This window comes from Microbulbifer maximicatervae (SeqCode), assembly GCF_052467815.1.
Map to the genome: position 1 here is coordinate 2,139,615 of NZ_CP174326.1, position 20,438 is coordinate 2,160,052.

Sequence of the window (20,438 nt, forward strand, 5' to 3'; positions counted from 1 at the left end):
TAACATAATTAATAAACATTTTAATAATCAAAAGGATGGGTTTATGAATCTGTTTAAAAGGACACTTTTAGCGACGTCGATAGGGTTGTCGTTTGTTGGTAGCCAAGTGTATGCGACAGGTAATTCAAGTTCCAACATCGTTGGGGTTATCGAAGCTTCTGAGCAAAAAGCGGAAGAAGAGTACATCGTCACTGTTAATAATTTGAGTACGGGCCTGACGCGATCGATTGAGACATTGCCGGGAGAGAACTTCAGATTTACCAAGCTGCCTATTGGCATGTATCAAGTCGTGGTCACGCAAGACGGGGAGCAAGTCGGTGAGCGCACAGTAAGGGTCGCTCTTGGAGCAAATGCTAGTGCCAATTTTGACATTGATAATGTCACTTACGAAGAGGTTGTTGTTGAAGGCAGGCTTCTGACCTCTGTTGACACCTATACGATGGATTCTGGTTTGGTTATGGGAGAGGCTGAGCTTGATGCGATGCCAATCGCAAGAAACCTGACAGCAGTGTCATTGTTGGCGCCAGGAGTTATTGCCGGGGATACAGGCTTTGGTACTGGTAATGGTTTTGGTGCCGCTTCTTTCGGTGGCGCATCAATTGCGGAAAACTCCTGCTACATCAATGGGCTTGAAGTCACAAATACCCGGCAAGGGATAGGCTGTAGTTCTGTTCCTTTTGAATTCTACCAAGAGTTTCAGGTGAAGACCGGCGGTTATTCAGCAGAATTTGGTCGCACAACTGGCGGTGTTGTTAATGCAGTTACTAAAAGTGGTGGGAATACCTGGGAGTTCGGCAGTACGGTCTATTGGGATCCAGATTTCTTCCGCTCAGAAGGGTCTGTTTCGAGGGGCAATGGTGGAACTGGAGATGTTTTCCGCAATGAATCCCAAAATGAATATGATGAAATCTCTTACACATTTTCTGCTTCGGGTCCAATTGTTCAGGATAAGCTTTTTTTCTATGGCTTGATAAACCCTAGGGATAAAACTGATAAGTTTGCTTATCGATCTGGGTTCGACCAGGGAAATCCAGATACTCAGTTTCGTACTCGCGAATCATCTGGTACTGACAATCTATTTTGGGGGGCCAAAATAGATTGGGATATTACTGATAGTCATAGGTTGAGTTATTTCGGTTTTTCCGATCGGAATGAAACGGAGGAGCTCATCTTTGAATTTGATGCGAATACCGGGTCAATTGGGCCAAATATTGGCGCTGCAGCGGGGGTTGTTACGGGTAATACCCGAATAAGGGGATCTGAAGCTCATTCCTTTAATTATACCGGATATATAACCGACGATTTAAGTATATCCGCTATGGCTGGCCAAATTGAAACTGAGTATACCACTGAGCCCTTAGCTCTAGAATGTCCAGCAATTGCAGATGAAGCTGGGCTTGGGGTGAGCACCTGTGGTGGTGGAACTATTGGGTCAAATTTCGATGAAAATACTCAATATCGTTTTGATATCAATTACTCACTGGGGGATCATAGCCTTAAAGCGGGAGTTGATATTCAGGAGCGTTCATCAACTCGTACTACAGCTCCAGTTGCTGGTCATAGTTGGACTTATGAAACTATTGGCATTGGCGGTAGTGTACAGGGTGATCAGGGAGCTTTATTTACAAATGAAACTGGAGAACCGCTGCAAGTCGTTAGCGATAGAATCTTCGAAGGTGGAGGCGGTTTTAGTTCAGATTTAACTGCTTTCTATATTGAAGATCAGTGGCAGATAATGGATGACTTGATGATAAGTATCGGTCTTCGGAAGGATATTTATGAGGGAGATGGTACTACTGGGAAACAGCTGTTCGAGTTCGATACGGATATTGCCCCTCGATTAGGATTTTCCTGGGACCCCTTTGGTGATGGTGAGACAAAGGTTTACGGTACTTGGGGACGGTATTATCTACCTATTGCGAATAATACTATCTATAGAGCCGCATCCGGCGTTAGCGATGTAACAACCTATTATACTTATACTGGCATTGATCCTGTAACTAATGCGCCTACAGGAATTACGCCTATAAATGGTGATGTTGCGTCTTCCTCCTATGTAAGTTCTGTGCCTGTAATTCCAGAGAAGGACATATTCCAGGCCCAAGAAGCTGAGCCATTTGCCCGAGACGAGTATATTTTGGGCTTTGAAACAGCGGTTAACGATGAACTAAGTGTAGGAGTTCGAGGGGTTTATCGTGAAGTTGTTTCCGCTCTTGATGATTACTGTGGACGCTATGCATGGCCATACTGCGTTATGGTAAATCCGGGTGAGTCGATGTCCTGGTATGCCGATGGGTATTACTGGGATGGCTCCGAACTTGTAGTGAAAGGGGAGTTATTTGATGGCTCGCCAGATCCAGATTCCCTCAGGAAATTCTCTGCAGGAACAATCGGTCTACCTGAAGCTAAAAATATCTATCGTGCCCTTCAAGCGGATCTGACCTATAGTACAGATCAGATGACCTGGAAGTTCATTTATACTTGGTCTCGTAGCACAGGTAATTTTGAAGGTGCAGTGAAGTCTGATATTGACCAGGCTGACGCCGGTGTTACTCAGGATTTCGACTTCCCCGCCCTTATGGATGGGGCAGAAGGATACCAGCCTAATGATCGCAGACATGTCTTTAAATTATTTGGAAGTTATGATTTTACTGAAGACCTAACATTCGGTTTAAACGCTACTTTAGCAAGTGGGCGACCAATATCAGCATTTGGCCATAGTTACCCGAGTGACGATCCAAATATTTATGGTAGTTATGGTGATACCTTCTACCATCTGGACCCTGAAACAGGCGAATATGTGTACATCCCAAGAGGAGAAGTTGGCAGAACTCCGTGGACATTTAATGTAGATGCCTCTATGAGGTATAGATTCTCATTAAATGGAGTTGACATGACGGCTTCTCTTGATATTTATAATGTATTTGATAATCAAGAGGCGACTAATGTTAATGAGCACTACGAGCTAAATTCTGCTGAAGTTAACGATTGGTATGGCGCTGCATACGACTGGACAGCGCCAAGGTCTGCAAGAATTGGCTTAGTAGCAACCTTCTAATACGATTAGTAAATCCCCCTGTAGTAATGATTTGATAAGATTACTACAGGGGTTCTTGTTTTAGTTTACATTACTGATTTCTCTTAATTTTAAGCTGGCCTTTAACTGCAGTATAATGGCCCTTTTTTATTTTTAACTGATCATTTAGTTTATTCCAGTAATGAAATCTTCTTCGAGTATTAGTACTCTTACTCGAATCGGATCTTCAATTTGAAAATAACTTCGAGCCCGCTCATCAAGCTGGATGGATAGTGTTTGTAGTTTTTGATGTGTTAGGCTGGGTTTCTTCGAGCAGATTATTTCTATATAGCACTCGCCTGGTGTTATTTGAAGGGCGTTAATTATTTCTATACTAGGGTCTTCCTCTGTATCTAACTCCTTAATAATTAGATCTTGGAATAGTTCAGAGGCTGAATCCGGAGCTAATTTTAGTGGGGTCAAAAAAATCTTGCAGCTAACCATAGGGAAGTTCCTATTGGGAAAATTAATAGCTATATTAATTGTCTTTATATTACTTTTTTAAAGGCGATAGTGTTAAGAGGAGTTTTAAATGCCCCTTGGGTGTCCGTATGTTTAGGTGTGCAAAGATAATAGCAGAAGATTGTGTTTTTTCTTTGGGGTCGTCTTGCTTAGTTATAACTTTTTGTAATTTAGAGTAGCTTTTTTGAATTTGAGTTTGACGGTTTTGGCCAAGCTTATTAGCTTCTTTAAGATTTTAGGTAGGAGTTGTTCAGGTGGGCGGCTCTTTGTAGTGGTCTAATCCTTCCGGACACTTCGTTAAGATGGTAAAACTACCTAGCGAGGTGAAGTATGACAACAAAAGGTACACGCCGGAAATTCAAGCCGGAGTTCAAGAAAGACGCCGTAGCTCTTGTCTCAGAACAAGGGTATTCGATTTCCAAGGCCGCAGAGGCTGTAGGAACCACTGCTAACAATCTGCGACGCTGGATAAAGGAGCTGGAGCAGGAAGAGAGCGGAGTAAGGTTGGATTCGGGCGAACGAGCTGAACTGGATCAACTGCGACGTGAAGTAAAGCAATTGCGGATGGAGAAGGAAATCCTAAAAAAGGCCAGCGCCTTCTTTGCGAAAGAAATGAAATAAAGTACGAATTTATTAAAAAGCAGCAAGGTAGCTTTCCAGTTAGAGTGCTCTGCCGAGTAATGCAAGTAAATAAGAGCAGCTATTACGAATGGTGTCGTCGTAGTGATAGCCCAATAGATGGCCAGATTTGGCAACTATGCCATCGATTGAAGGCCTTATTTGCAGAATCTCGTGAGAGTCTCGGAAGTCGTCGGTTAATGAAGCTGTTGCGCAAAGAAGGCTTTGAAATTGGGCGTTATCGAGTCCGCAAACTCATGAAAAAGCTCGGCTTGGTAGTAAAACAGAAGAAGCGATTTACACTAACCACAAATAGCAAGCACCAACTGCCAGTTGCTGAGAATCTTCTAAATAGGGATTTCTCACCGAGTGCTAAAAATCAAGTTTGGACTACGGATATTACCTATATCTGGACTTTGCAGGGTTGGTTATACCTAGCAGTGGTAATTGATCTTTATTCACGCCGGATTGTTGGCTGGCACTTAGACCGCCAGATGGAGACGGCCCTGGCAAGTCGTGCACTGATTATGGCTATCAATTTGCGCACCCCAACAAAAGGTCTGCTGCATCACTCTGATCGAGGTAGCCAGTATGCCAGCCATAGCTACCAAGCGCTACTAAAGCAGCATGGAATGGTGTGCTCAATGAGCCGCAAGGGAAATTGTTGGGACAATGCACCTACTGAGCGTTTTTTTAGTAGCCTGAAGCGGGAATGGTTAACAGGAAACCTCTATCCGACAAGGGAGGGTGCGATAACAGACGTGAGGGCCTATATTGCGTATTACAATTCACGCAGGATACATACAACACTGGGGGACGTAACCCCTATCGAATTTGAAAAATGTGCTTAGGAAAGTGTCCGGTTGGAGTTGACCACAACACTTCGTGTTAGGTAGTAATTAGGTAAGAATAAACTCTGTGGGTGGGAGAGGTTGGAGGTCAATAGATTTATCTGGATATATACATTATTCCACCTTTAGTGTTGCCGGGTATTTTTTTGCTAGAAAATTTAGGTTTACAGCATAAATTGATGAAATTTAAATAGTATTTCTTTAGCGATAGGTTTAGGAGGCTACAAAGCGCTTTAGAGATACTTTTGTGTAACAAAACACTAGTGCTAGCTAAGGGTGGGTTAGTGGGTAGGTGTAGTTAGAGTAGATGCTACAAGTTTGAATGGGTTGAATTTTATGCAGCGGGCTTTACGGTAGTCCGTTACTCCAGCCTTAAGAATGAGTTTGATTATGCTCGGAGTATGTCAATATTTATTGTTGTGATCTGGTTGCTGTTTAAGTTTTTACTTATTTTTTCAAAGTTAGTTGATTTTTGGGGCTGGCATTTAGTCTTTCCTGGGGGGGGGCTGTAGAAGTTAATTCAATTTAATAGGAGCTGTGAATAATCTTTAGGGGATTTAGACCCAGATTACCCTACATTAATTGGTACGAAAGTTCCGCCAGCAATATGAAAGCTCAGTTTAATTTGGCTGTATCAAGGATTGGTTTAATGAAAGTTACACTAGGAAGTTGTGGGCAGTGTTAAGCTAGTTGAGGTTTTCATCGATTCCATTAAAGAGGTCGATAATTATTTTATAAATGTTGATCGATGTAGGATGGATGTTACACCATAAGAGAATTAGTAGGCTGTGAATAGGATAGATAATCCTGAAAAGTGAAGAGTAGAGCCTATTGGGCTAAGATAGTTTTTGCTCAATTTAGGAGGCTTATGCATGTATGCAGGATGTTTCTAGCGGTAGACAAAAATTTTTGTTGTGATCACTCACCCATAATTACCAGTCAACATTGGCATATTGGGGCATAATCGAGTTAAGCTTTAGTTTGCTGGGTAGAGGTTCCTATCCAGCAAACTATACGAACTTACTGAAAGGAAGGTGCGCTATGTACACTGAAACTGATATTAAAGCTGGTCCTGATGCACAAATAGAGCTGCCTTGGGATGAAGATTAAGTAATCTTTCCCTTGACCCCCAAAGTTAGGCTGTTTGGAGTGCTTTTACAGATTGATCTCGATAGGTTTTGGGGCTATTTTCAGTATTGCTTTATTGAAAACTTCGAATAACCTTGTAGTTATATCTGCTTGCACTGCAGGCTTTGCTTTCCTGAGGGGGGATTGCCGGCCCTAACTTACCTGTCGAGTTTATTCCAGTGTACGTAAATGGTTGTAGCTCGCACTGATTGTTCGACACACCTATTTTGTAAGAGTTCATTCGTGAATTTGCAATTTTTCTACATGACTCTTATCGCTTGGTCTACTTTCGATGGGATAATATGGGTTTGCAGGCGCCAGTCGTCAAATGATGTCGATTGGTGCCACTTTATTTCCGCTATAGGAATAGCTCTAGCTGTTTATTTTTAAATACTAGAACCAATCTAAATGAGTTTGCTCCCCTCTACTTTTTGCTTTCAGTTGGCGGTGAAAGTGAGCTATGATTTTTTAACTATAAAACCTATGTCCTAATATGATTATTGCTATTTAGCTCATAATTTAAGCCTATCTTTGTCAGCTTTGACTTTATCAGTAATTTAGCGAGAATATGTCTCGACAACTATCCTTGCGAAAAGCAGGGCCGAAAAAGGAGGTCTGTTGCTAGTAGAATCTTGACGGTGCTGATACAATGCTTGGTTCACAAGTGGCAGCTTTGTTAGAGCTTTATCCAATCAGATAACACCCTGAATTCATTTTAATTGTGTGTTTTTAGGTGGAGTCAATAAGTTTTTTGTTCAATAAAAATTCTGGATGGTGTTTATTTCAGACTCTTGATAGCGCCGTCTCGTAGATTTTATATTGGCCCGATTTGCCACTTTTCTACCGAGATCTCTAATAAAAATCTTTGAGCCACCTTTTGTGATTGAGCTCTAGCATGTGTATTGGCTTTGCAATTTCGGAAATGCTGTAAAGTATTAAGCAAGTCTCGAATCTATATTGATGGTAAGCCGAATTTATGCTTTTGATTTTAACTCTTGTGCTTTGCTTTTAGATTTACTTTATCAAAAAATGGGTTCTTGCCTATCCTATATAGTACTATGGCTACTTAGCTGAAATATGTAAAAAATGTGAAATTCTTGTTTTTCGACAGCTACTTTGATCAGTATCAAGGTTTTAGTGATGGAGTATAACTATAAGTGAACAGGCCACTATACCTACCGTTAGTTTGTACTTACTTTCCATGTTAGATGAATATGACTTGAGAGTGTTTAGGTGCACCCCAGGTCTATATTTCATTTTCTCCTCAATGATTTTTGGTTGAAAAGCTTCATCTTGCCTGCTTTGGCTGTGGAGTAAAAATCATTGCATGGATCATCACTTTAGTTTAGGGGGATAGTTATAAATCACTATGTTAGAGCGAGTAATATACAGATTCCAATTGACTCCATAACCTGAGAAATCTAAATTTGTATTTCCTGTATTCTAAGTAGAAAAATACAAAAGATCGAATGAATAGAGTCAAATTTTACTCCTGTTCAATGCGATAACTATTGATAGGTTTCTTATATTGTCAACTCCTTTTTTTCACACTTCACGTTCCATTGTTTCAGATTCTATTCGTGGTCTGATTGTAGCTATTGCTCTCGGTGTCCTGCTTTTATCGGCTTGGGTTATATGGTTTTTTACAATGGAAATCACAACATATAGCGTGAGTGAAGATGCGAGGTTGGAGCAAGATCACAATACTGTCCATGTAAGTACCCAGAGAGTTGGGCGTGTTGTGCATATTGAAGCAGAGCTGGGAGATGCCTTAGAGCAAGGCGATATATTAATTCGTCTTGATACGTCCGTACTTGATTTGAGCTTGCAGGGAGATAACAAGATATCCGGAAGCTTGCGAGATCAGTTTGAATCAGTTCAAAGAGAACAAGAGCTACTCGATAAAAAATTTGGTGAAGACGAGAAGGCCCTTAGCGATCAATTAAAATTACTGGAACAACAGTACCAGCTTCAAGTGAGTAATCAGAAAATTCAAGCGGATGTTACTGATCGTTATGAGCGACTGTTACAAAAACAACAAAGTTCAGAATTGGATTACCTCGCCGCAAAGCGAACGTACCAACAAATGGCGATGGCAACCTTGAAAGTACAAGCGGATATTCGTGCTTTGGAGGATCGTCGAGCGCAACTGATTAGTGAATATCAACTTGAGGTGAGCGCATTAAAGCAGCGACATCAGGATATCGATGGAAAACTTGCGGAAGTTGATACCCGTATCCAGCAAAGCCATCTTGCAGTACGTGAACAGAACTTACGTGCCCCAATTACCGGGGTATTGGCTTCGCTGGCGAAAATTCGGGAAGGTGAAGTACTGGTTGCCGGGCAACAAGTTGCAACGATTCAGGCAGAAGGCGTTATTTCTATACAGGCATTTTTCCCGCCCGCATTAGCACTTGGACATATTCAGCCTGGGCAGCAGGCCCAAGTAAAATTGGATGGATTTTCCTGGGCTCGTTACGGGCAATTGGAGGCTCGTGTAGAGCGGGTGGCGAGTGCCGTCCAGCAAGGTAAAGTTCTTGTACAGCTATCCTTGCAAGGTGAGACACCGCCCCACCTCCCTTTATTACACGATTTACCGGCCAGAGTAGAAATTGCCACAGGTAAGAAAACACCTTATCAGCTGCTGCTACAAAGGACGGGCGAAATACTTTCAGGTAAAGCTTCCGCAGAAATAGTAGAAGAGGGAGCGTGATAGTGAAATGCAAAACACGCTGGTTAGTTCCAGAGGTTGTTCAGACCTCTAATATGGACTGTGGCCCGGCTTCCCTGAAGTGCTTGCTTGAAGGCTTTGGTGTAAACACACATTACGGCCATTTACGCGATGCTTGCCAGACTGATGTAGATGGCACCTCAATAAATACTCTGGAAAAGATTGCGATAGAGTTAGGGCTGGATGCCGCCCAGATGGTAGTTCCCGTGGATCACCTTTTACTGAGTTCCACTGATTACTTACCAGGATTGGTTGTGGTGCGCCTACCTAATGGCAACACTCATTTTGTTGTGGCGTGGAGAAATCATCGCGGTATCGTGCAGGTGATGGACCCTGCCAGTGGCAGGCGTTGGCCTAGCGCACGTCGTTTTTTGGATGAGTTGCATGTCCACATCCTACGGGTGCCTCCTCAGGGCTGGAGAAGCTGGGCAGGTGGTGATGACTTTATTGCCCCGCTTAAAGAGCGTATTGCACACTTAAAGGTTGGCGATACTGTGGCCACCACGCTCTGTGACAAAGGGCTAAAAGATAAGAGTTGGCTGTCGCTGGCATTTCTCGATGCATCCGTTCGAATGCTCACCTCATTAGTTACGTCCGGGGCGATAAAGCGAGGAACTGAAGTCAGTGGTATGTTGCAGCGGCTGTTTGTTGAGTTTTCTACAGATACCAGTCAAGCATTTTCTCTAGTGCCAGAGAGTTACTGGTGCGCTAGGCCGTCCCGTCCCAGTGGAAGTGAGCCGGCAGAGACAATTGAACTGTCGCCAGAGCAGCTGGCATTTAGTGGTGCGGTCATCGTGAGTGTTAAAGGGGTTCGCGATGTCAGTGAAGTTAAACCGAAATCGGAAGCGCTATCGAGGGCTTTGCGAGAGCCACAGGTTCAACCTCTCAAGCAACTATGGGGGTTGATGCGTGAAGATGGAATGATTGCGCCACTCTCTATATTTATTGCTATGCTCGGAGCGGTATTGGGGCTGATGTTCGAGGCCTTGCTTTTCCGTGGCCTGATTGATATTCACAGTGAGTTAGCGACAGAGATACAGCGAGCAGGCACGATTGCACTACTGCTGGTCTTTATGATCACATTACTGCTATTGCAGTTTCCTGCAGCAAAAATCCAAATGGTGGTAGGGCGGCGTTTAGAAAATCGATTTCGCATGCGTTTTTTAGCGGCGCTGCCCCAAGTACCCGATCACTTCTTTCAGAGCCGCCCGACCTCTGACACAGCCGAGCGCTCACATCGTATTGCCGCCTTAAGAGGTTTGCCTGTTCTTGGAACGAGTATCGTTTTTAAAATTTTCTCCCTGCTCGCTACTGCACTGGGAATAATTTGGCTTGCGCCTGTTGCTGCTCCTTTGGTGCTAATGATGTCGGTATTGCAAGTTGCTGTACCTTTGATGTTCCACCCAGTACTCACTGATTACAGTATGAGAGTACAAACTCATGCGGGAGCCTTGGCTCGCTTCTATATGGATGCGCTGCTGGGAGTTATTCCAATTCGTACGCACGGCGCAGGTGAGTCTGTACGGCGTGAGCATGAAAACCTGCTCACCGAATGGATAAGGGCTGGATACTCATCATTGAGTTTTCAACTCAATAGCCAGGCGGTACAACTGTTGGTTAATTGCACTCTCAGTAGTGTATTGGTGATTTATTGTGTTAATGCACGAGGGGCAAGTCCCGATCTGCTTTTATTGATTTATTGGGTGTTGGCACTGCCGCCACTGGGTGAAGAAATTGCGGGGCTGATGCGAAGTTATCCACGGCAGCGAAATTTTTTACTGAGAGCCCTCGAACCGCTGCAAGCAGTCACTGAAACTGATACAGACAAAAATTCCGCTGATAGTGTGGCATTTTCCCCGGCAAAACCGGTGGGAATTAAGTTTGAGAATGTCACCGTTAATGCCAGCGGTCGCACTATTCTCGACAGGGTAAATCTGGAAATCAGCCCCGGTGAGCAAATTGCTGTGGTCGGAGCATCCGGCGCTGGAAAATCTAGCCTTGCAGGGTTATTGCTGGGGTGGCACAAGCCCGCCAGTGGCCGTGTAATGCTCAACGGTGGAGAATTGAAGGGAGAATTACTGCATCGTTTTCGCCTTCACTGTGCCTGGGTTGATCCCGCAATTCAGCTGTGGAATAGCAGCCTTTTGGAGAACCTGAGTTACGGCAATAAGCTGGAAACTCCCCTTTACCCCATTTTACAGCAAGCGGATTTACTCAAGCTGGTAGCAGCGCTACCGGAGGGGCTGCAAAGCCCGCTAGGTGAAAGTGGTGCTTTGGTCAGTGGTGGTGAAGGGCAGCGCGTACGTCTGGGGCGCGCACTTGGCTGTGAGGAAACTGCTTGTGTGATTCTGGATGAACCGTTCCGGGGTCTTGATCGCCAACAGCGGCAGCGCTTGATGAACCGGGTGCGGGAGGTTTGGCAGGGGGTTACCCTGATCTGTATTACCCACGATATCAGCGAAACCCGGGACTTTCCTCGTGTTTTGGTCGTGGACGATGGTTGCATTATTGAAGATGGCAAGCCCAGTGAGCTTCAAGCCCAGGGCGATACGCGCTATGCACAGCTACTGGCAGCTGAAAGCAGTCTCTGGCAAGAGTGTTGGCAGAGTAGCAGTTGGCGTCACTTGCGTATGGCCAGCGGTCAATTGACAGAAGTGCAAGGAGTCCCTGGGGCGACACCGGCCTCCCGGTTTACGGAGGTTGCCAGTGAGCAGTAAAGAATTAATGCCCTATTGCTGGCCAGTGTCACAGCTGGAGGCCGCCTTACAAGCGTTAGCAAAATACAGCGGCTTGGAGCCAGAGGTAGCGGAGCACAAATCCCAGGGAAGCACCCTGGAGTTGAATGCCAGGTTGCAGGCAGGTGCCGAAGCTTTGGACTTGCAAGTGGAGCAGGTGAGTTGTAGCTATCCAGAGATGGAAACCATGTTGTTGGGAGCCGCCCCGGCACTGTTGCGGGTTCGCTTTCCCGAGGGGGAATATTTTATCGCACTGTGTGGTGGCAGGGGGCATAAGTTACAGCTGCTCACACCGGCACTGAATGTGGAGAAAGTTTGCCTAGAGCTGGTTATTCAGCAGCTGGCTCGCGAGCTTGAAGGGCCTCAGCGCGAACGAATCGAGCAACTGTTGGATAGTGCATGCATTAAAGGGCGTCGCCGCAAGAAAGCCATGGCTGCTCTGCTGCGGGAAAATCTTGCGGGCGTACGCCTGGATGATTTCTGGCTGTTGCGTCAACCCTCTCACCGGTCTTTCCGCTTACAGCTTCGCCAGCGCGGGTTGTATTGGCGCTTTGCCGCCATGCTTGCCTGTCACAGTGCCCAGATGACTATTTTTCTGTGCAGTTGGTGGGTAATAGGTAGGGCTGTGCTCGAGGGCCATATTGATACCGGCTGGCTATCTGCCTGGGTATTGCTATTGGTGACTCAGGTTCCCCTATCTTTGCTCACAGCCCGAATGCGAGGAGTGCTCTCTGTTGAGACAGGTGCACTCCTGAAGCAGCGACTGCTTGCCAGCGCGCTGCGCGTTATTCCCAGTCGTATTCGCCATATGGGGTCGGGTCAGGTATTGGGCAGGGTTTATGATGCGGAGAATATAGAAGCCAGTGCATTGCAGGGTGCCTTTTTATTGTTGCTTGGCGCTGTAGAACTGTTAATTGCAGCCTCAATTTTACTGATGGGAGCTGGTGGCCTTATCTACGCAGCAATTTTGCCCCTATTTTTAGCGGTTGCGTTTTTCCTGGGGCGGGCACAGTACTACGGCCGCAAAGAGTGGACGTTACAGCGCCTTTCAATGACCCACCGTTTGATTGAGAAAATGATCGGCCACCGCACCCGCCTCGCGCAGCAGGCACCTGGCGACTGGCACCGGGGCGAAGACAGTGAGTTAAATAACTACCTGGAAATTTCCTCTCACATGGATAACACCATGGCGCGTTTGCAGGCTTTTTTGCCGCGCCTCTGGTTACTTCTTGGGGTAGTGGGGTTGGCTCCAATATTTATCGCTAACAGTGTCAGTAGTACCCAGCTCGCGATTGCCTTTGGAGGCATGTTGTTGGGGTATCGCGCGGTCTTGAAGTGTATGAGTGGCTTTACCAGTGCTTTGAATGCAGCAATTTCCTGGGAAAAAGCACGTGAATTATTTTTCTTGGAAGAGCGCATTGTAAAGGGAAGCGTGGGGTCGGCAATGGTTACGCCGTCGGGCCAGCAAAGTTCCTCGCAACCACTGTGTTATTTACGCGATATCGGCTTTACTTACAAAGGAAAAGATCAAGCGGCGTTGGCGGGTTGCAATCTCAGTATTTATCCTGGCGATCGGCTTTTACTACAGGGCGCTTCTGGTTCAGGTAAATCTACTTTAGCGAATATTCTTACCGGTATTCAGCGGCCGGATGAAGGTTTATTACTACTTAATGGCTACGACCGGGCGAGTATTGGTGCTGAGCCTTGGCGCAGGATGGTCGCCTCCTCTCCCCAATTTCATGAAAACCATGTGTTGGGAGACTCATTTTTATTCAATTTATTGATGGGAGATCAGTGGCCGCCACGTCAGGAGAGCCTGCGCAAGGCTTATGCAATTTGTGATGAGTTGGGTCTCACCCCGCTTCTTCGAAAAATGCCTGCGGGAATTTTACAGACGGTAGGGGAAATGGGGTGGCGGTTGTCTCACGGAGAGATGAGCCGTTTATTTATCGCCCGTGCACTTTTGCAAAATGCTGAGTTAGTGGTGCTGGATGAAAGTTTTGCGGCACTCGATCCGGAAAACCTCCGTATGGCGGTAGCCTGCGTACAGAAAAACGCAAAAACTTTGATGGTGATTGCCCACCCATAGAGCGATAAGTTTTTTATTGGGAATTTTTACCTCCACTTTACTTAAGTAATCTATGGGAGGATAAGTCTTATGTACCTCGAACCTGATATTCAGACTGATCTAACAGCTGTATACCTTTCTTTCCATAGTTGGTTAGAGCTTAAGCCTATGGCTAGCTATTCTAAGGCCCTCCCATAAAAAAGCCCGCTGACGCGGGCTTTTTTGTTATCAGGGTTAAGTCTTAAGCTTCTTATAATGCATGCGATGGGGTGTTGCATCCTCACCTTTGCGCTGCACAAAGTCCTCGTGGTACTCGGTATAGTTACCCTCGAAGAATATCGCTTCACTCTCACCCTCATAGGCGAGGATATGGGTGGCAACGCGGTCCAGGAACCAGCGATCGTGCGAGATTACCAGGGCGCAGCCGGGGAAGTTGAGCAGGGCTTCTTCCAGGGCGCGCAGGGTTTCGATATCCAGATCGTTGGAGGGTTCGTCCAGCAGCAGTACATTGGCGCCCTGCTTGAGGGTATAGGCCAGGTGCAGGCGTCCGCGTTCACCGCCGGAGAGTTCGCCTACGCGCTTCTGTTGGTCACTGCCCTTGAAGTTAAAGCGGCCAACATAGTTGCGCGAGCCCACTTCGTAGTTGTTGATCTTGAGCATATCGTGGCCGTCTGAGATGGCTTCCCATACGGTCTTGCTGTCATCCAGATTTTCACGGCCCTGTTCAACGTAGGCGACCTTAACGGTTTCCCCCATCTTGATCTCGCCGGAGTCTGGCTGCTCGGTGCCGCTGATCATTCGGAACAGGGTGGACTTACCGGCACCGTTACCGCCGACGATACCTACAATTGCGCCCTTGGGCACGCGGAAAGACAGGCTGTCGATCAGCAGGCGCTCGCCGAAGCCTTTGCTCACACCTTTAAACTCAATCACATTGTCGCCGAGACGCTCGCCGGGCGGAATGTAGATTTCGTTGGTCTCATTGCGGGCCTGGAAGTCCTGGGACTGCATTTCTTCCAGGCGGGACAAACGGGCCTTGTTTTTGGACTGACGGCCCTTGGGGTTTTGGCGGGCCCACTCGAGTTCCTTTTGCATAGCTTTGGCGCGAGCCTGTTCGCCGCGCTGCTCTTGCTCCAGGCGTTTTTCTTTCTGTTCCAGCCAAGTGGTGTAGTTGCCTTCCCAGGGGATGCCGTGGCCGCGGTCCAGTTCCAGAATCCAGCCGGCAACATTGTCGAGGAAGTAGCGATCGTGGGTGATGGCAACCACAGTGCCGGTGAAATCGTGCAGGAAGCGCTCCAGCCAGAATACGGATTCCGCATCCAGGTGGTTGGTGGGTTCGTCGAGAAGCAGCATATCCGGGCGGGACAGCAGCAGGCGGCACAGGGCCACACGACGTTTTTCACCGCCGGACAGGTTGTTGACGTCCGCATCCCAGGGTGGCAGGCGCAGTGCGTCTGCGGCGACTTCCAGGCGGTGCTCCAGGTTGTGGGCGTCCCAGGCCTGGATAATGTCTTCGAACTGTTGCTGTTTCTTGGCCAGGGCATCGAAGTCCGCGTCGGGCTCGGCGTAATCGGCGTAGACCTGTTCCAGGCCGGCGAGGGCGTCGATGGCTTCGCGTACACCGTCCTCTACGTTACCGCGCACGGTCTTGCTGGCATCGAGTTGCGGTTCCTGGGGCAGGTAGCCGACCTTGATGCCGGGCATTGCGCGGGCTTCGCCGTTAAAGTCCTGGTCGACCCCGGCCATGATGCGCAGCAGGGTGGATTTACCTGCGCCGTTTAGACCGAGTACGCCGATCTTGGCGCCGGGGAAGAAGGAGAGGGAGATGTCCTTGAGGATCTCGCGCTTGGGGGGCACTACTTTGCCCACCCGGTTCATGGTGTATACGTATTCGGCCATTTGGGGTTCCGTAATGGGTGTTGGAATCGGTCAGATTTTGCGCGCAACTTATCAGTTTGCGTAAAAAGTGCAACCGGGCATGTCTGAGGTAGCCCGCTGTACTCGCGTGTGGCTGACGTCAAATGTGATCTGTGTTTAACTGCGACACTATCTAGTACAAGAGCTATAAGACGAATAAAAATGGATCAGGATTCCCCGGTGTTGTTTTCCCGACGCGGCGCCCTGGCGATCGCGACGTTAAACCTCCCCAAGGCTCTCAATGCCTTAAATTCACCCATGATCGACTTGTTGTCGGCCCAGTTGGACCGCTGGGCTGAAGACACTGAAGTCGCAGCAGTCTGGATCGATGGCAGTGGCGACAAGGCGCTGTGCGCTGGCGGCGATGTGGTGGCGCTGTATCGGGAGTCCGCCGCCTATGGTGAGACACCGGACTACGGCTTCACCACCGACTTCTTCTCCCGCGAATATCGCCTGGACTACCAGATTCACACTTACGCCAAGCCCGTCGTGGTGTGGGGCGGTGGCTTCGTGATGGGAGGCGGTATCGGCATTATGGCGGGAGCCAGCCACCGGATTGTGACGGAAACCACTCGCATGGCAATGCCGGAGATTACGATTGGTTTGTTTCCCGATGTGGGGGGCAGCTGGTTCCTGAATCGTATGCCCGGGCGCCTTGGACTTTTCCTGGGACTGACCGGTGCGCAGTTTAATGGCGCCGATGCCCTGTTTGCCGGTATGGCGGACCGCATAATCGGTCAGGGCCAGCGGGAGTCAGTCTTGTCTGCGTTAGCGGAGCTCAGTTTTGGTGAAAACCTGGAAGCCAATCACCAGTTAATTAGCAATTGCCTTAAATCCCAGGAGCTGCCCCTTCTGGAGCGGCCTGAGTCTGCTCTGCGAGAGCATTATGACCAAATCCAGCAGCTTACCGATTTTGCCACCTTGCCAGAGGTTTGTGCCGCCATCAGTGCATACCAGGGTGTGGATAAGTGGTTGCAGCGGGCAGCTGCCACTTTGGCAGGTGGCTCTCCGCTGACCCCCTGGATTGTGTGGGAGCAATTACAGCGGGCTCGACACCTCTCCCTGGCGGATATCTACCGCATGGAGTTGGCACTCGCGGTAAACCTCTGTGCCAGTGGCCACTTCAAGGAAGGGGTGCGCGCGCTGTTGATTGATAAAGACCGCGAACCCCAGTGGCAACCTGACAGCTTGGAACAGATTACACCTGCGCAGGTGGAAAGCTGCTTTGAGGGCCCCTGGGGCGGTGAGCACCCGCTGGCCGACCTGTAGATATCGTATTTACCGAGCGTCCCGGGCTGTTAATCGCCAGGGATACCAACAACAAAATAGGGAGTGGCTTTTATGGAAAAGATAGCCTTTTTTGGTTTGGGTAATATGGGTGGCCCCATGGCTGCCAACTTGGCGAAGGCCGGCTATACCGTAGCGGCATTTGATTTGAGCCCTGTTGCTCTGGAGCAGGCACAGCGAGACGGCTGCCTGCCCTGTGACAGTGCCCAGCAGGCTGTTGAGGGCGCGGATATCGTAATTTCCATGTTGCCCAGTGGCGACGCGGTGAAAGGGCTTTACCTGGGAGGGGCTGGGTTGTTGCAGCAACTCCCGGCCGATACCCTGATTATCGACTGTTCGACTATCTCTGCAGAGGATGCCTGCCAGGTCAGCCAGGCTGCGGGGGAGCATGGGTTGAGAGCGATAGATGCCCCGGTATCCGGAGGTACAGCTGCGGCACAGGCGGGGACGCTTTGCTTTATGTGCGGCGGGGATGAAGCGGCATTCGATGCAGCGCGGGCCCCGCTGCAGGTGATGGGCAGCAAGATATTTCTCGCCGGTGCTGCCGGTGCTGGGCAGGTGGCAAAGATCTGCAACAATCTGTTGCTTGCGATCCATATGACCGGTACCGCAGAAGCTTTACAGCTGGGGGTGGATAAGGGGCTGGATGCCAAGGTACTGAGCGATATTATGCGGGAAAGTTCGGGTAATAATTGGTCCCTGGCTAACTATAATCCCTACCCGGGCACTATGGAGAGCGTACCTTCGGCAAAGGGCTATGCCGGCGGTTTCAGTGTGGCATTGATGCTCAAGGACCTGGGACTGGCTATGGATGCCGCCTCAACCAGTGCATCTTCTACTCCGATGGGAGCCCTGGCGAAAAATCTTTTCCAACTGCATGGCGCTAGTGAGGAAAACCAGCAGCTGGATTTCTCCAGTATTCAGAACATGTTCCGGCGCCCGGCGGGTAGCCTTACCTAGGGCTTATCTATAGGTCCTACACCGCAGTCAGGCAGCATTGGCTGTGGTGTAGTTTTAGGCGGTTTTACATAGTTGTACTGATGTCGCCTAATGGAAAAATTTGCGACAGTTCGCAAATTGGCAATTAGGTGCCAAATAGTGCAGGCTGCTCTGTTCCCAGCGGCAGCGAGAGTCGCTATCTTGCCAATCCCTTCCCGGAAATGGGCCCCCCTTTACCAACGCAATAGCTGTGCAGTCGTATGGCTTCAGTGGATTTTTTTCCAGGTAATTCGGCAGCTTGATTTGGATCAAGCTGTTCCAGTTAGCCTGCGGGTAACCTGTCCGCGACTTGTGATTGTGCCTGGAGGGGGGCCCTTCCTGAGTCGGGAAAAATGCCTAATCGCTTTATGGAGAAGTTAATGAATCGTATAACTGCTTGTGCGACAGCCGCTTTGACCGCCGTACTTACTGCACCCGCACTGGCCTATGAACAAGGCAGTTTAATTCTGCGCGGTGGCATGGCCACTGTAGCACCCGATGCTAATTCCAGCGTGCTTTCCTTGAATGGGACCGGCATCAACCAAACTGGCGTTGATGTGGATAATGGTTCCGCACTGGGCCTGACCGGCGTCTACATGTTCCGCGATCACTGGGGCTTGGAACTGGTTGCTGCAACGCCGTTCAGCCACGATATCGAAGTTGTGGGCGAGGGCCTGGGCAGCTTTGATCTGGGGGAAACCAAGCACCTGCCACCGACTCTGTTGGTTCAATGGTATCCGATGGAGCCGCAGTCCAACATTCAGCCGTATGTTGGCCTGGGTGTGAACTACACCGCTTTCTTTGATGAAGAAATCAGCAGCACCGCCGATAGTGCTTTCGCAAGCCTTGGCGCTACCGGTGATGCAGAGCTCTCCCTGGACAATTCATTTGGCCTGGCAGCAGAAGCTGGTATCGATTTTACCTTCGGTGCCGATCAACGCTGGCTGTTCAATATGTCCGTGTTCTGGATGGACATCGAGACCGACGCCACAGTCAAAGTACCTGGCCTGGGTGAAGTGACGGCCAATGTGGATATTGATCCGCTGGTTTACATGGCTGGTCTGGGCTACCGCTTCTAACAGGTAGCAATAAATAGGTCTGGGGTAGAGCAGTCACTGCGGTTTTCTGGTCGAAGACCCGGTGGCTGCTTTTTTGTTTGTGTCGGATTTTCAAGCAAACTACCGAACGAGGTGTGAATGAATATGAAGCAAGAGATTAAAAGCCCCGTGGGAGGGTTGTCTGAAGAACTCTTATCCCGTTATAGCGGACCCTGCCCGCGCTACACCTCGTATCCTACCGCCGATCGTTTTCACACATTAAATGGAATTGAGCCTTGGGCAGCACTGCAGGATATTCGCAGCTTGTCCCTTTATGTTCATATTCCTTTTTGCCGTTCTCTTTGTTACTTCTGCGCCTGTAATAAAGTAATTACTCACCAGTATGGATTGGCTTCCAGTTATCTGGATCACCTGCTGCAGGAGGCCCAGTGGTACCGGGATAAAGTGGCTGATGTCCCCGTCACCCAATTACACTTGGGCGGTGGTACGCCGACTTTCTTGAGTGATAGTGATATGCGTCGCTTAATGGGGGGGCTGGCTGAAGTTTTTGATTTGCGCCCAGGCGATGGGGTTGAATACAGTATTGAGGCCGATCCACGTACCCTTGAGTTAGAGACCCTGGATACTCTGCGAGAACTGGGTTTTAACCGCTTGAGCTTGGGGGTGCAGGATTTCGATATCGAAGTGCAGCGTTCAATCAATCGTATCTGCAGTGCCGACCAAGTCACGGAGTTGACCGTAGCGGCGCGTGAGCGCGGGTTTGAGTCTATTTCCTACGATCTGATTTACGGACTACCCAAGCAGGGACTGAGCAGCCTGCACCGCACTTTGGATAAAGTGCTGGAGCTGCAACCGGACCGCATCGCTCTCTATCACTATGCACACCTGCCGCACCGATTTAAGGCCCAGCGCCTGATTGATACGGATTTAATTCCTTCCGCCGCAGAAAAAGTGGCGATGCAGCTGGCGGCTGTAGAGCACCTGGGTAAGGCTGGGTATGAATTTTTGGGGATGGATCACTTTGCCCGCCCTGGGGATGAACTGGCTAAGGCAGCCCATGCCGGTATGTTGCAACGCAATTTCCAGGGGTACACCCTAATGCCGGCAGATGCTTTGGTTGGATTGGGAGCGTCTGCAATCAGCTACAGTCGCGATGGCTACTGGCAAAATTTACATCGCTTAAAAGAATATACTCAGGCGATTGGAGAAGGGAAATCTGCAGCCTGTCGCGGCTGGTTAATGGATGATGAAGATCGTTTGCGCCAGTGGATTATTAGTGAATTAATGTGTCGTTTGCGCTTGGATAAAAACCTTGTTGAACAGCGTATAGGTGCTTGCTTTGAGGAGTATTTCTCTGAGGAATTAGCGCGCTTACAGCCTATGTTTGACGATGGTCTAATTTATCAGGATAACGAAAATATTATTGTTACCGAGGAAGGCCGCTGGTTCGTGAGAAATGTTGCTGCTGCATTTGATATGTATTTGCACAGTCAAGAAACAGATGCGAAATATTCACGTGTTCTATAGCT

At 48.4% G+C, this 20,438-nt stretch carries 10 protein-coding genes; 9 read left to right on the plus strand and 1 reads right to left on the minus strand.

The features are described from left to right. The first annotated feature begins 43 nt into the window (after nucleotides 1–43). The 5 genes from ACJJIW_RS09315 (at nucleotide 44) to ACJJIW_RS09335 (ending at nucleotide 13,690) form a co-directional block, all read left to right on the plus strand. The gene (locus tag ACJJIW_RS09315) at nucleotides 44–3,058 is read left to right on the plus strand and encodes a TonB-dependent receptor (protein ID WP_282931175.1); all 3,015 of its coding nucleotides are present in this window, start codon (nucleotides 44–46) and stop codon (nucleotides 3,056–3,058) included. An 810-nt stretch (nucleotides 3,059–3,868) separates the two neighbouring features. Continuing rightward, nucleotides 3,869–5,007, plus strand: a protein-coding gene (locus ACJJIW_RS09320) for an IS3 family transposase (protein ID WP_444935996.1) whose coding sequence is annotated in 2 segments (ribosomal slippage) — nucleotides 3,869–4,118 and nucleotides 4,118–5,007 — 1,140 coding nt in all. Because the reading frame shifts where the segments join, the coding sequence is not laid out codon by codon here. Between the two features lie 2,776 nt (nucleotides 5,008–7,783). Beyond that, entirely contained in the window at nucleotides 7,784–8,848 is a 1,065-nt protein-coding gene (locus tag ACJJIW_RS09325) for an HlyD family secretion protein (RefSeq protein ID WP_444937175.1), read from the plus strand. A gap of 2 nt (nucleotides 8,849–8,850) precedes the next feature. Continuing rightward, nucleotides 8,851–11,583 (plus strand): ATP-binding cassette domain-containing protein, encoded by a 2,733-nt coding sequence (locus ACJJIW_RS09330; protein WP_444937176.1) that lies wholly within the window; start codon nucleotides 8,851–8,853, stop codon nucleotides 11,581–11,583. Further along, a complete protein-coding gene (locus ACJJIW_RS09335; RefSeq protein ID WP_282931178.1) occupies nucleotides 11,573–13,690 on the plus strand; it encodes an ATP-binding cassette domain-containing protein in 2,118 nt (705 codons plus the stop codon). The genes ACJJIW_RS09330 and ACJJIW_RS09335 overlap by 11 nt, the downstream gene beginning before the upstream one ends. Before the next feature lie 213 nt (nucleotides 13,691–13,903). Here ACJJIW_RS09335 and ettA read toward each other — a convergent pair whose 3' ends face one another. After that, nucleotides 13,904–15,568, minus strand: a complete 1,665-nt coding sequence (gene ettA, locus ACJJIW_RS09340) for an energy-dependent translational throttle protein EttA (protein ID WP_444892073.1) — start codon at nucleotides 15,566–15,568, stop codon at nucleotides 13,904–13,906. A 180-nt stretch (nucleotides 15,569–15,748) separates the two neighbouring features. Here ettA and ACJJIW_RS09345 point away from each other — a divergent pair, with 180 nt between their 5' ends. The 4 genes from ACJJIW_RS09345 to hemN all read left to right on the plus strand — a co-directional run bounded on the left by ACJJIW_RS09345 (nucleotide 15,749) and on the right by hemN (nucleotide 20,436). Continuing rightward, on the plus strand, nucleotides 15,749–16,855 hold the full coding sequence (locus ACJJIW_RS09345; RefSeq protein WP_444892072.1) for an enoyl-CoA hydratase/isomerase family protein: 1,107 nt from the start codon (nucleotides 15,749–15,751) through the stop codon (nucleotides 16,853–16,855). Between the two features lie 72 nt (nucleotides 16,856–16,927). Further along, nucleotides 16,928–17,833 carry a 3-hydroxyisobutyrate dehydrogenase gene (mmsB, locus tag ACJJIW_RS09350; protein WP_444892071.1) on the plus strand — a complete coding sequence of 302 codons (906 nt, stop codon included), beginning with the start codon at nucleotides 16,928–16,930 and terminating at the stop codon, nucleotides 17,831–17,833. A gap of 398 nt (nucleotides 17,834–18,231) precedes the next feature. Next, nucleotides 18,232–18,930, plus strand: a complete 699-nt coding sequence (locus tag ACJJIW_RS09355; RefSeq protein ID WP_282931182.1) for an OmpW/AlkL family protein — start codon at nucleotides 18,232–18,234, stop codon at nucleotides 18,928–18,930. 123 nt (nucleotides 18,931–19,053) lie between these two features. Then, a complete protein-coding gene (gene hemN, locus ACJJIW_RS09360; RefSeq protein WP_282931183.1) occupies nucleotides 19,054–20,436 on the plus strand; it encodes an oxygen-independent coproporphyrinogen III oxidase in 1,383 nt (460 codons plus the stop codon). Nucleotides 20,437–20,438 lie beyond the last annotated feature (2 nt).

Coding starts and splice junctions, on each gene's coding strand:
- ACJJIW_RS09315 (WP_282931175.1), top strand. CDS start 44: ATGAATCTGTTTAAAAGGACACTTTTAGCGACGTCGATAGGGTTGTCG.
- ACJJIW_RS09325 (WP_444937175.1), top strand. CDS start 7,784: ATGGAAATCACAACATATAGCGTGAGTGAAGATGCGAGGTTGGAGCAA.
- ettA (WP_444892073.1), bottom strand. CDS start 15,568: ATGGCCGAATACGTATACACCATGAACCGGGTGGGCAAAGTAGTGCCC.
- ACJJIW_RS09345 (WP_444892072.1), top strand. CDS start 15,749: ATGGATCAGGATTCCCCGGTGTTGTTTTCCCGACGCGGCGCCCTGGCG.
- mmsB (WP_444892071.1), top strand. CDS start 16,928: ATGGAAAAGATAGCCTTTTTTGGTTTGGGTAATATGGGTGGCCCCATG.
- ACJJIW_RS09355 (WP_282931182.1), top strand. CDS start 18,232: ATGAATCGTATAACTGCTTGTGCGACAGCCGCTTTGACCGCCGTACTT.
- hemN (WP_282931183.1), top strand. CDS start 19,054: ATGAAGCAAGAGATTAAAAGCCCCGTGGGAGGGTTGTCTGAAGAACTC.